The sequence below is a fragment of the Streptomyces sp. NPDC052236 genome (assembly GCF_044548015.1).
In the GTDB taxonomy this organism is placed as follows: Bacteria; Actinomycetota; Actinomycetes; order Streptomycetales; family Streptomycetaceae; genus Streptomyces.
In genome coordinates, this window is sequence record NZ_JBIUBL010000030.1 from 83,881 (window position 1) to 95,279 (window position 11,399).

At 69.2% G+C, this 11,399-nt stretch carries 14 protein-coding genes, 1 tRNA gene and 2 pseudogenes; 11 read left to right on the forward strand and 6 right to left on the reverse strand.

Annotated features, from left to right (window positions below; genetic code table 11):
- Positions 1-216: 216 nt before the first annotated feature.
- From ispD to ACIHCQ_RS36480, 6 genes are all read left to right on the forward strand, one after another.
- Positions 217-972 (forward strand): 2-C-methyl-D-erythritol 4-phosphate cytidylyltransferase, encoded by a 756-nt coding sequence (gene ispD, locus ACIHCQ_RS36455; RefSeq protein ID WP_399672415.1) that lies wholly within the window; start codon positions 217-219, stop codon positions 970-972.
- The gene (ispF, locus tag ACIHCQ_RS36460; RefSeq protein ID WP_399672417.1) at positions 962-1,474 is read left to right on the forward strand and encodes a 2-C-methyl-D-erythritol 2,4-cyclodiphosphate synthase; all 513 of its coding nucleotides are present in this window, start codon (positions 962-964) and stop codon (positions 1,472-1,474) included. The genes ispD and ispF overlap by 11 nt, the downstream gene beginning before the upstream one ends.
- Positions 1,475-1,604: 130 nt before the next feature.
- The gene (locus ACIHCQ_RS36465; protein WP_399672419.1) at positions 1,605-2,009 is read left to right on the forward strand and encodes a PPOX class F420-dependent oxidoreductase; all 405 of its coding nucleotides are present in this window, start codon (positions 1,605-1,607) and stop codon (positions 2,007-2,009) included.
- A 111-nt stretch (positions 2,010-2,120) separates the two neighbouring features.
- The gene (gene cysS / locus ACIHCQ_RS36470; protein WP_399672421.1) at positions 2,121-3,536 is read left to right on the forward strand and encodes a cysteine--tRNA ligase; all 1,416 of its coding nucleotides are present in this window, start codon (positions 2,121-2,123) and stop codon (positions 3,534-3,536) included.
- 112 nt (positions 3,537-3,648) lie between these two features.
- Positions 3,649-4,599 carry a 23S rRNA (guanosine(2251)-2'-O)-methyltransferase RlmB gene (gene rlmB / locus ACIHCQ_RS36475; RefSeq protein ID WP_399672423.1) on the forward strand — a complete coding sequence of 317 codons (951 nt, stop codon included), beginning with the start codon at positions 3,649-3,651 and terminating at the stop codon, positions 4,597-4,599.
- A 98-nt stretch (positions 4,600-4,697) separates the two neighbouring features.
- On the forward strand, positions 4,698-6,239 hold the full coding sequence (locus ACIHCQ_RS36480; RefSeq protein WP_399672425.1) for a DoxX family membrane protein: 1,542 nt from the start codon (positions 4,698-4,700) through the stop codon (positions 6,237-6,239).
- A gap of 62 nt (positions 6,240-6,301) precedes the next feature.
- Here the strand turns inward: ACIHCQ_RS36480 and ACIHCQ_RS36485 are convergent, their stop codons facing one another.
- From ACIHCQ_RS36485 to ACIHCQ_RS36495, 3 genes are all read right to left on the reverse strand, one after another.
- On the reverse strand, positions 6,302-7,036 hold the full coding sequence (locus ACIHCQ_RS36485) for an NDP-sugar synthase (protein WP_399672427.1): 735 nt from the start codon (positions 7,034-7,036) through the stop codon (positions 6,302-6,304).
- Positions 7,037-7,074: 38 nt separating this feature from the next.
- Positions 7,075-7,497: a hypothetical protein gene (locus ACIHCQ_RS36490; RefSeq protein ID WP_399672429.1), complete on the reverse strand. Its 423-nt coding sequence runs from the start codon at positions 7,495-7,497 to the stop codon at positions 7,075-7,077.
- Between the two features lie 206 nt (positions 7,498-7,703).
- Positions 7,704-8,840 (reverse strand): ABC transporter ATP-binding protein, encoded by a 1,137-nt coding sequence (locus ACIHCQ_RS36495; RefSeq protein WP_399672431.1) that lies wholly within the window; start codon positions 8,838-8,840, stop codon positions 7,704-7,706.
- Between the two features lie 180 nt (positions 8,841-9,020).
- On the opposite strand from ACIHCQ_RS36495, the gene ACIHCQ_RS36500 reads away from it, so the two are divergent.
- Positions 9,021-9,097: transfer RNA gene (locus tag ACIHCQ_RS36500), tRNA-Thr, on the forward strand.
- Between the two features lie 382 nt (positions 9,098-9,479).
- On the opposite strand, the pseudogene ACIHCQ_RS36505 reads toward ACIHCQ_RS36500, so the two are convergent.
- Together ACIHCQ_RS36505 and ACIHCQ_RS36510 are read right to left on the reverse strand one after the other, a co-directional pair.
- Positions 9,480-9,578: pseudogene (locus tag ACIHCQ_RS36505) on the reverse strand (recombinase family protein); the annotation flags it as partial.
- 51 nt (positions 9,579-9,629) lie between these two features.
- The gene (locus ACIHCQ_RS36510) at positions 9,630-9,875 is read right to left on the reverse strand and encodes a transposase (RefSeq protein WP_399672433.1); all 246 of its coding nucleotides are present in this window, start codon (positions 9,873-9,875) and stop codon (positions 9,630-9,632) included.
- A gap of 21 nt (positions 9,876-9,896) precedes the next feature.
- Between ACIHCQ_RS36510 and ACIHCQ_RS36515 the strand changes: the two are divergent.
- The 4 genes and pseudogenes from ACIHCQ_RS36515 to ACIHCQ_RS36530 all read left to right on the forward strand — a co-directional run.
- Positions 9,897-10,016: pseudogene (locus ACIHCQ_RS36515) on the forward strand (ATP-binding protein); the annotation flags it as partial.
- A 124-nt stretch (positions 10,017-10,140) separates the two neighbouring features.
- Entirely contained in the window at positions 10,141-10,269 is a 129-nt protein-coding gene (locus tag ACIHCQ_RS36520) for a hypothetical protein (protein ID WP_399672481.1), read from the forward strand.
- Positions 10,270-10,371: 102 nt separating this feature from the next.
- A complete protein-coding gene (locus ACIHCQ_RS36525; RefSeq protein ID WP_399672471.1) occupies positions 10,372-10,653 on the forward strand; it encodes a hypothetical protein in 282 nt (93 codons plus the stop codon).
- The gene (locus ACIHCQ_RS36530) at positions 10,616-10,882 is read left to right on the forward strand and encodes a hypothetical protein (RefSeq protein ID WP_399672473.1); all 267 of its coding nucleotides are present in this window, start codon (positions 10,616-10,618) and stop codon (positions 10,880-10,882) included. Before ACIHCQ_RS36525 ends, ACIHCQ_RS36530 begins: the two co-directional genes overlap by 38 nt.
- Here ACIHCQ_RS36530 and ACIHCQ_RS36535 read toward each other — a convergent pair.
- Positions 10,866-11,366, reverse strand: coding sequence for an inclusion body family protein (locus ACIHCQ_RS36535; RefSeq protein ID WP_399672435.1), 501 nt, complete (start codon positions 11,364-11,366; stop codon positions 10,866-10,868). The genes ACIHCQ_RS36530 and ACIHCQ_RS36535 overlap by 17 nt on opposite strands.
- Between the last annotated feature and the right edge of the window lie 33 nt (positions 11,367-11,399).

The following is an 11,399-nucleotide window of genomic DNA, read 5'->3' on the forward strand; positions in this document are numbered from 1 at the left end:
GCGACTGGTGCTCACCGAGCGCACAGCACGCGTACATCCCCAATCCCGCTTTGCCCTTCTCAATGTGCCGGGCCCGGGCGGTCGGCGCAGACCGGTTGTCACGGAAGGGCCCGGTCAGGGCGTCGCGCCCGGCACTTCCCCAGCTCTACGAGCAGGGGGTACCCCCCAGGCCATACCCATGTCCGCCGAGGAAACAAACCTGCCGGAGTGCAACCGATGTCTGACCCATCGCGCCCCTTGCCACCGCACCGCACCGCCGCGGTGATCCCGGCGGCCGGCCGGGGCGTACGCCTCGGTCCGGGCGCCCCCAAGGCGCTCCGCGCCCTGAGCGGCGTGCCCATGCTGATCCACGCGGTACGCGCCATGGCGGCCTCCCGGGCCGTCTCGCTCGTCGTCGTGGTCGCTCCGCCGGACGGCGCACCCGAGGTGAAGAACCTCCTGGACGAGCACGCCCTGCCCGAGCGCACCGACTACCTGGTCGTGGCGGGCGGCGACACCCGCCAGGAGTCCGTACGGCTCGGCCTCGACGCGCTCCCCGACAACATCACCGTCGTCCTCGTCCATGACGCGGCCCGCCCGCTGGTCCCCGTCGACACCGTGGACGCGGTCGTCGCGGCCGTACGGGACGGGGCCCCGGCCGTCGTACCGGCGCTGCCGCTCGCGGACACCGTCAAGGAAGTCGTCCCGCAGGCGAAGGGCGACCCCGAGCCGGTCGTCTCGACGCCCGACCGGGCGCGGCTGCGCGCTGTGCAGACCCCACAGGGCTTCGACCGGGACACGCTCGTACGGGCCCACGAGACCCTCGCTGTCGACGGAGAGGGCGCGACCGACGACGCGGGACTGGTCGAGCGGCTCGGCGCGCCCGTGGTGGTCGTGCCGGGGCATGAAGAGGCGTTCAAGGTGACCCGGCCGCTCGATCTCGTACTGGCCGAGGCGGTACTCGCCCGCAGGAGGGCCAGCGATGGGTTCTGACAGTGCTGACGACGGATTTCGCACGCGTATGCCGCAGGTCGGGATCGGGACCGATGTGCACGCCTTCGAAGCCGGGCGTGAGCTGTGGTGTGCCGGGCTCCTCTGGGAGGGGCAGGACGGCCTCGCCGGGCACTCCGACGGCGACGTCGCCGCCCACGCCGCCTGCGACGCGCTCTTCTCGGCTGCCGGGGTCGGCGACCTCGGCGCGCACTTCGGCACCTCGCGGCCCGAGTGGTCCGGGGCTTCGGGCGTCACGCTCCTCGCCGAGGCGGCGCGGATCGTACGGGCCGAGGGGTACGAGATCGGCAATGTCGCCATCCAGGTCATCGGCGTACGCCCGAAGATCGGCAAGCGGCGGGACGAGGCGCAGAAGGCACTGAGCGCGGCGGTCGGCGCGCCGGTCTCGGTGTCGGGGACGACGACGGACGGGCTGGGGCTGACGGGGCGGGCGGAGGGGCTGGCCGCGATCGCCACGGCGCTGGTGGTGCGCGTCCCCCGCTGACATGCGGGACATGCGGGAGATGCGGGACATGCGGGACATGCGGGGCGGTCGAAATAATGGCCGGCGGCGATGGGCTGCGCGAGGATCGGGTACTGGTACAGCCGTAAACCACTACTCGGGAAAGGCCGATATGTCAGCCGCGCTCTCGGACCAGCTCAAGAACCTTCTCGACACCCCCATCTTCGTCACCATCGCGACGATCCAGCCCGACGGCAGCCCGCAGGTGTCGCCGGTCTGGGCCAAGCGGGACGGTGACGACATCCTCATCTCGACCACCGTCGGACGTCAGAAGGAGAAGAACCTGCGCCGCGACCCCCGGGTGACGGTGCTGGTGCAGCCCTTCGACAACCCGTACACGTACGCCGAGGTCCGCGGCACGGCCACGCTCACCACCGAGGGCGGCCAGGAGCTGATCGACGAGCTGGCGCTCAAGTACGCCGGGAAGAAGTACGCGGAGTTCAACCCCGAGGCGGCCAAGGACAACCCGCGGGTGGTCGTCCGCGTCTCCGCGCGCAAGGTTGTCGGCAGCATCTGACCGGCGTAAGTACCCGCCTTGAGCCGTATCCCGGCCGTACAACGTCACGAACGGGTCCCGCGGCCCGGAAAAGGTCGCGGGGCACGGGCATCGGGCCACTACCCTTGACGCGTGACCATTCGCCTGTACGACACCAGCGCCCGGCAGATTCGTGACTTCATCCCGCTTGTACCGGGTTGCGTCTCGATCTACCTGTGTGGCGCGACCGTGCAGGCCCCCCCGCACATCGGCCACATCAGGTCCGGTCTGAACTTCGACATCATGCGCCGCTGGTTCGAGTACCGCGGTTACGACGTGACCTTCGTGCGGAACGTCACCGACATCGACGACAAGATCATCGCGAAGTCGGCGGAGCAGAACCGCCCTTGGTGGTCGATCGGATACGAGAACGAGCGCGCCTTCCTCGACGGCTATGACGCGCTCGGCTGCCTCCCGGCCACCTATGAACCACGCGCCACCGGCCACATCACCGAGATGGTCGAGATGATGCGCGGCCTCATCGAGCGCGGACACGCCTACGAGGCCGACGGCAACGTCTACTTCGACGTGCGCTCCTTCCCCGGCTATCTGGCGCTGTCCAACCAGGACCTGGACGAGCTGCGCCAGCCCTCCGGCGAGGGCGAGACCGGCAAGCGCGACCCCCGCGACTTCGCGATGTGGAAGGCCGTGAAGCCGGGCGAGCCGAGCTGGGAGACGCCGTGGGGCCGCGGCCGGCCCGGCTGGCACCTGGAGTGCTCCGCGATGGCGCACAAGTACCTCGGCACCGCCTTCGACATCCACGGCGGCGGGCTCGATCTCGTCTTCCCGCACCACGAGAACGAGATCGCGCAGGCCAAGGCCTTCGGCGACGAGTTCGCGAAGTACTGGGTGCACAACGCCTGGGTCACCCTGAGCGGCGAGAAGATGTCCAAGTCCCTCGGCAACTCGGTGCTGGTCAGCAAGATGGTCAAGGACTGGCGCCCGGTCGTCCTGCGCTACTACCTGGGCACCCCGCACTACCGGTCGATGATCGAGTACAGCCCGGAGGCCCTGCACGAGGCCGAGTCCGCGTTCGCGCGGATCGAGGGCTTCATCCAGCGCGTTGTCGAGAAGGCGGGCGGCGTCGTCGAGCCGTCCGCCGAGGTGCCGCCCGCCTTCGCCGAGGCGATGGACGACGACCTGGGAGTGCCGCAGGCGCTCGCGATCGTCCACACCACCGTCCGGCAGGGGAACTCCGCCTTGGCCGCCGACGACAAGGACGCGGCCGTCGCCCGGCTGGCCGAGGTGCGCGCCATGCTCGGCGTGCTGGGCCTGGACCCGCTGGACGAGCACTGGGCGGGCGAGACCGACCGCGGCCAGACTGTGCTCAGTCAAAGCGTCCACGGGGTGGTCGACACACTGGTGGGGATGGTGCTCCAGCAGCGCGAGGCAGCCCGCGGCCGCAAGGACTGGGCGACCGCCGACGCCATCCGCGACCAGCTGCAGCAGTCCGGGCTGGTCATCGAGGACGGTCCGGACGGGCCACGATGGAGTCTCGGCCCCCGCTGAGTCCGCTGAGCGGATGGGGTTCTGCCCACAAAGTTGTGCCGTCCGGGTGACCGGGCGGCACACTTCACTTACGTACACACTTCGCAGCGAGCTTTACAGAAACAGGTAGGTCATGGCCGGGAACAGCCAACGCAGGAACCGCCGCACGTCCAACAAGAAGGGCGCGCAGGTCGGCAGCGGTGGCAAGCGACGCCGCGCCCTTGAGGGCAAGGGCCCGACGCCGCCCGCTTCCGCCCGCAAGGGACACGTGAAGAGCCGCATCGCCAACGCCAAGACGAAGCAGACGACGCGCCGCCCCGTCGCCCGGCGCGGCGGCAAGGGCACGTCCGAGATGGTCGTCGGCCGTAACCCGGTCTTCGAGGCGCTGCGGGACGGCGTGCCCGCCTCCACGCTCTACGTCCAGCAGTTCATCGACAACGACGAGCGGGTGCGCGAGGCGCTCCAGCTCGCCGCCGCCCGCGGCAACATCCACCTCATGGAAGCGCCGCGCCCCGAGCTCGACCGGATGACGAACGGGCTCAACCACCAGGGCATGGTGCTCCAGGTTCCGCCGTACGAGTACGCGGACGCCGGGGACCTCGCGGCGACGGCCTTCGACAACCACGACGACCCGCTGATCGTCGCGCTCGACGGCGTGACCGACCCGCGCAACCTGGGCGCGATCGTGCGCTCCGTCGCCGCGTTCGGCGGTCACGGCGTGGTCGTTCCCGAGCGCCGGGCGGCGGGCATGACGGCCGGCGCCTGGAAGTCCTCCGCGGGTACGGCGGCCCGTACGCCGGTCGCCCGCGTGACGAACCTGACCCGCGCCCTGGAGGCGTACAAGAAGGCGGGCCTGACGGTCGTCGGCCTCGCGGCGGACGGCGAGAGCGAGGTCGGCGAGCTGGAAGCGCTGGGCGGCCCGGTCGTCATCGTGATCGGCAGCGAGGGCAAGGGCCTGTCCCGTCTGGTCGGCGAGACGTGCGACTACCTGGTACGGATCCCGATGCCGGGTGGCGCGGAGTCGCTGAACGCGGGTGTCGCGGCGGGCGTCGTCCTGTATGAGGCGGCCAAGCGGCGCGACTGAGGCCGACGCGCTCGCCGCGCCGGATATGGGCGGTTTGACGGGTCTCGGACAGATAGGGCCCATCGGGGCAGTGTCCTAAACCCCCGTCACTCGGTTAGATGAGTGTGGACACCAGAACGCCCCAGCCCGGGTTCGATGACCAGCCCGCACTGAGCATGATCAAGGTGGACTGCGATCCCGCGCAGGTCATCGTGAACCACGCCAGCTTCAGGGTGCAGCTCGCCCAGACCCCGCCGCCCGCACGCGCCCTGGAGGACACGGCGCGGATCCCCGCAGTCAGGGGAGCCGGGGCGGTGACGCGCAGGCGGGCGCCTGTGGTGTGGAGCGGCAGGTCGCGGCCGGGGGACCTCGGCGCGACCGGGCTGCTCCAGGCCGTACGCGACTCGACGGCGGAGCGCGACGCCTTCGACATGGGAGCGACGCAGGTCATCCCGCGGATCGAGGCCGACGGCACGGACGCGCACGCCGCGGGCAGGCCGCTGGTGCCGCCGATGCGGCAGGCGGTCGGCGCGTACGACTACGGGGAGTACGACGAGCCCGACGGCGGGGGAGACGACGCCGGGAGCGACGGCGATGGCGCCCATCGGCTCGGCACCGACTCCGTACGCCACGCCTACTACCCCGGGCGGCGGATGAACCTCGGAGTGGTGCTGCTGCCCCTCCGCGTGTTCCTCGGCTTCATCTCCATCTACGCCGGGATGGGCAAGCTCTGTGACCCCGTCTACTTCGACGGCGGCGAGCGCGGCTCGATGGTCAAGTGGCTCAACTCGCTGCACCCCTGGCCGCTCGCCGAGCCGCTGCGCGACTTCGCGCTCTCCCACCCGGTGGGGGCGGGGCTCAGCGTCGCGTTTCTTCAGGTGGTCGTCGGCGTGCTCACGGTGCTGGGGCTCTGGCAGCGGGTCGCGGCGGTGTTCGGGGTGCTGCTGTCGGCCGCGCTGCTGCTGACGGTGAGCTGGAAGACCGTACCGGCGTACGACGCGCCCGACATCATCTTCCTCGCCGCGTGGTCCCCGCTGATCATCGCGGGCGCCCCGGTGTACTCGGCGGACGGCCGGCTCGCGGGCGAGGCGTGGCGCAAGCTCGGGCCCCGGTCGGAGCTGTGGGAGCTGCGGCGGCGCGTACTGCGGCGCGGCAGCGTGATCGCCACCGTGGTCGTCGGCCTGACGCTGCTGATCGGCTCGATGCTCGGCGGGGCCGTACGTTCCACGGACATGGTGACCGTGCCCGACCCGAACCAGGACCCGACCAACCACCTTCCCGGGTCCCCGCTGCCCGAGGAACCCGCGGAGAGCAGCTCGGCGAGCACCAGCGGCGAGGACGGCAGGCCGTCGCCGTCCGAGAGCCCGTCCGGCAGCCCCGAGGACGAGAAGAAGCCCACGCCCTCCAAGGACGACACGGTCCGCGAGACCGGCAGCGTCGACGGAGAGCCGAGCCAGACACAGGGCACGGGACAGCGACCGCCCGGTCGGTCGCAGTCGGTCCAGCCGCCCGCCGGCAGCTCGGGTCCTTCGTCGAGCGGCGGCAGCGGCTCCACGGACGGCAGCGGCTGGGGCTCGGGCGGCGGCTCCGGCGGAAGCGGCGGCAGCAGCGGCAGCGGTTCGGACGGTGGCAGCGGGGTGATCGGCGGCCTGCTGGGCTGAGAGCGGCGGTCAAGTGGAAGGGGCGGGTCCACCGGACTTTGGTGGGCCCGCCCCTTCTGCGCTCAACCGCCCTGCGCGGCGAGCTCCTTCGCTGCCTCGGTGAGATCCTTCGCGGTGTCGATCGCCCGCCAGTACGCGCCGTGCGGCAGCGGGAAGCCCGCCAGCAGCCGCTCACGGGCCAGCCGCGGGAACGTGGTGCGCTCGTGGTCGCCCTTGTCCGGCAGCGCCTCGGTGAAGGCCGCGGAGAAGACGTACACACCCGCGTTGATGAGATACGGCGACGGCGGGGACTCGATGAAGTCGGTGATGTGGCCGAAGGCGTCCGTCTCGACGGCTCCCCAGGGGATCCGGGGGCGGGCGAGGGCCAGCGTGGCGGTGGCGTCCCGCTCGGCGTGGAAGGCGGCCATCTCGCGCAGCGAGAAGCGGGTCCAGATGTCGCCGTTGGTGGCGTACCAGGGCTGGTCCGGGTGCGGAAGGTGGGCGGCGGCGTACTTGAGGCCGCCGCCGCGCCCCAGCGGCTCCGTCTCGACGACGGTTGTGACACGCAGGGGCAGCTCGGCCGACTCCAGCCACTGCTGGAGGACCTCGGCGAGATGGCCGCAGGAGACAACGGCGTCGGTGACGCCCTCGGCGGCCAGCCAGGCAAGCTGATGGCCGATGATCGGGGTCCCGGTGCCCGGGATCTCGACCATCGGCTTGGGTCGGTCGTCGGTGTACGGACGCAGCCGCGAGCCCTGGCCACCGGCCAGAATCACGGCCTGCGACGGATACGAAAACGTATGCGAAGGCGTGAGCATGCCGTGAACGATATGCGGCGCGGGCGGTGACCCGGCGGTCAGCTCCCCTGAGCGCGATGCGAGACGCCGGTGGCGAAGGAGGTGTCGCAGACGGGCCGGGAGAACGTCTGGGCGCGGGTGGGCCCGTAGCGGTCGACGGCGGCGCGGCCCAGCGCGCGGGCGATCGACATGCAGTGCCTGGCGAGCGACGGGCGCGCCTCGACCTCGCGCTGGAGGTGGGTGAGGGCGACGCCCGGGTCCCTCTCCTGGAGTTCGGCGAGGAGCCGGTCGCGCAGGACGTCCTGCGGGGCACGGGACTTGGCGCGTACGGAGACGTTGTACGAGGAAGCGCTGAGGATCTGCGACTCGGCGGCCTGCCCTGCCCACGGGACGCTGGTGACCGCGAGGGTTCCGGAAAGCACCAGGACGACGGGCAGGACGAGGGCGAGAGTGCGGCCGATGCGGCGAGCTGTGTGGGTCACGCGAGCGAGCGTAGCGGTCAGTGATGATTTGGAGACATTTAGTCACTCGTGTGGGGGATAGTTCGATGCTGTTTTTCGATTTGGGTGTTGACGTACGGGGTCGAAATGACGGGTGTGCCGGGGTATTTGTCGACATGCGGGTCGGCGCACGGGGAAAGCCCCGCACTCAGTGCGGGGCTTTCCGGGTGAGGTTGTGAGGGGCGGTGTCAGCCGCTGAGACGCTCGCCCGTCGAGGTCGAGAAGACGTGCAGCTCGCCCACGCGCGGTACGACGTGCAGCTCGGCGCCCTTGTCCGGGACGGAGCGACCGCCGACGCGGACGACGAAGTCCTTGTGCTCGCCGCCGACCTGGGCGGAGCCGTAGACGTAGCCGTCGGCGCCGAGCTCCTCGACCACGTTGACGGAGACGGCGAGACCGGCGGGGGCGTCCTCGGACGCCTTGGTGAGCGAGGTCGCCGCGTCGCTGTTCTGCTCGACGATGTCGAAGTGCTCGGGGCGGACGCCGACCGTGACGGTTGTGTCGCCCTTGTCCGCGGCGGCGGTCAGCGCCTCGCGGCTCACCGGCACCACGCTGTTGCCGAACTTCACGCCGCCGTCGGTGATCGGCACCTCGATGAGGTTCATGGCCGGGGAGCCGATGAAGCCGGCGACGAAGAGGTTGACCGGGCGGTCGTACATGTTGCGCGGCGAGTCGACCTGCTGGAGCAGACCGTCCTTGAGGACCGCCACGCGGTCGCCCATGGTCATGGCCTCGACCTGGTCGTGGGTGACGTAGACCGTGGTGATGCCGAGACGGCGCTGGAGCGAGGCGATCTGCGTACGGGTGGACACGCGGAGCTTGGCGTCGAGGTTCGACAGCGGCTCGTCCATGAGGAAGACCTGCGGCTCACGGACGATGGCACGGCCCATCGCGACACGCTGGCGCTGACCACCGGAGAGCGCCTTCGGCTTGCGGTCCAGGTAGTCGGTGAGGTCGAGGATCTTCGCGGCCTCTTCGACCTTCTTGCGGATCTCGCTCTTATTGATGCCGGCGATCTTCAGGGCGAAGCCCATGTTGTCGGCGACGGACATGTGCGGGTACAGCGCGTAGTTCTGGAACACCATGGCGATGTCCCGGTCCTTGGGCGGCAGGTGCGTGACATCGCGGTCACCGATGCGGATGGAGCCGCCGTTGACGTCCTCAAGACCCGCGAGCATGCGCAGGGAGGTTGACTTGCCACAGCCGGAGGGGCCGACGAGGACGAGGAACTCGCCGTCCTGGGTCTCGATCTCCAGCTGATCGACGGCGGGCTTGGTGGAGCCCGGGTAGATCCGGGTTGCCTTGTCGAACGTGACTGTTGCCATGGTGTTGTGCTCCTTCACCGGCAGGAACGTGCCGGACGATCCGAGTAAGGGAGTGGTGTAGTCCACCCCTGGGGCGGCCTGCCGTGACGCTACCTGGCGGTTCCGGTTCTGTCAGTAGCTGGAGGGCGATGAAATTTTCGACCGGAGCGGGGCGGGAGGTTGGTTACACTGCTACGGCTCGCCTCCTTAGCTCAGCTGGCCAGAGCAACGCACTTGTAATGCGTAGGTCGTCGGTTCGAATCCGACAGGGGGCTCCATAGTGAACCCCAGGTCGCGCCTCTGACCTGGGGTTTCTTGTTGGCCCGCTCCTTGGAATTAGGCCAAAACGGGCACCGATGCTCTATGCATCGCAATGCGTAGGTCGGCAGTTGACCGGGTGTGGCCAGAAATCCGCTGCAGGGCTGTGACGTGCTCTTTTGCGTCGTCGGGCGGCCATGCTCACGTCTATCCGGTTCGGCACGGTGGCCATCTGGTGGCCAATTGTGCAGCGAGCGTGCGGAGACGTCCCCCATGAGCCTTGCCGCCGGAGGGGCGCGACGAATACGAGAGTGTGACATCCGAACACGTAAGTCGCTGTGCGAGCGAGCTCAGGCGGGCAGCGCGGGCTCAGTAGGGCGCAGGCGGCGGCCAGGACCTCGTTTTGGTCCCGGCGACGATGAGTTCGCGAATGAACTCGGCCAGGGCGGCGAAGACGTGGAATACCAGGCGCCTGTCTGGCGTGGTGGTGTCGAGTGCCTCGTGGTGTCGGCGATCAAGTTTTTCGGCTCTGGCGACGATCACGTGACGTGGTCAAGGCGTCAGCAGTGTTCGTAGTCTGAGAAGGTCGAAGTTGGCTCGCCCGTAGCACTGGCGTTTGAGGGCCTTGATGCGCGTCACGGCACCTTCGACAGCACCTGAGTTGTGCTCCAGGGTCAGTCCGTTGACGACGGCGTCCAAGTCGCGGCGCAAGCCGGTGGCGAGCGTGTGCAGTGCCGGGATGTCGTCGGCGTCCACGGTGTCCAGCCAGGCCGGAAGATCGACGCCACGTCGCTGCACATAATGGTGGCGAACGTACGGATATGGGAGTGGGGCCAGGTCTTTGGCGACGAAGTCCTCGCCACCGCGATCGTCGACCGCCTCCTGCACCACTGCGAAGTCGTCGCCATCAACGGTCCCAGCTACCGGCTGAGGAACCGCGACGCCATCGCCGGCGGCCCGCTCGACATGGGCTACCTGCGCGCCAAGGGCGGGCTCATCCTCAACGATCAGCTCCCCGGCCCAGTTCGCGGTGGCGGCCGCCGCCAAGGATGCCCGTCTGATCGTGGAAGCGGGGGAGAAGAACGGCGTGCGCCACGACGTGGCCGCCGCGAGCGCCGAGCGCCTGGAGCGCTCCGCCGCGCAGGGGCATGCCGACGAGACATGGCTGCCGCGTACTTCGCCAGTTTCGTGACCGAGTCCACCGCCTGAACAGCGAGGAGTTCCTCATGACTGGCGACCCACAAAAATAACCCGATCGGCGGCCTGGCGCAGTCGCTCACTGTGCGACATAACCATCCGCTACAGCGACAACGCCGCTGCCAACCTGCTGGCGCGCAAGCTGGGCGGCCCGACGGCGATCACGCGCTTCGCCCGTTCCCTGGGCGACCCGCCTGGACTGCTGGGCGCCGGACCTCAACTCGTGCGAGCCGTGGCACATCACGGACACGACGACCCCGCTCACGATCGGCCGCACGTACGCCCGTCTGGTCCTGGGCAACGCCATGAACCACTAGGGCCGCGCCCTGTTGACCCACTGGTTGCTCAACAGCACCGCCAGCGAGACCCGCCTGCGTGAGCGCTGCCTGCCCGGCGCATGGACGGTCGCCGACAAGACGGGCGGCGGCCCCTGCGGCACCAACAACAACGTGGGGATTGCCTGGACGGAGGACGACACCCCGCTCGTCCTCTCCATTCCTGTCCACGATGCCCACCCAGGGTGCCGTACGGGACGACACCCTGATGGTGAGGGCGGCGGCCGTGCCGGCCGCCGCCCTCACCTGAGGACCGTCAGGGACCGATGGTGATGAAGGGGTCCCACTGGAAGTACCCCTTCAATTTCAGATCGTTGTCCAGGATCTGGAAGTAGAAGTGGTACGTGACCTTGCCGGTGTCGTTGACGCTCGTCAGCCAGCGATGATCCTGGTATTTCTGGGTCCCGAATTCCGGCCTGCCCTCGGCCCCCTTCTTCGGCAGCGGATAGGTGACGGGGAAAACCTGGATCTTCGGCGGGTCGATGAGATCGTGATCGGTGCTCACGTACTTGTACAGTAATGCCTTGTACTCTTTGTTGAGCGACAGCGTCGTCTCCCGCCACATGATGAAGTCCCCGGGTTTGGCCCGGAGGTTCAATTCGGCCCCCGACGTGCCGATGATGTGATCTTGGCGGGTCGTCATGTAGATCAGGTTGTGGTCGACCTGTGTCGGCGCGTCGGGGTTTTTCGACGCGTTGGGATACTGCTCGACGATCGTGGCCGCGTCGAACGCGATCAGTACGTTGAGTTCAGCCATTTCCTGCCTCCTTCGAATACGGAACTTTCCTGT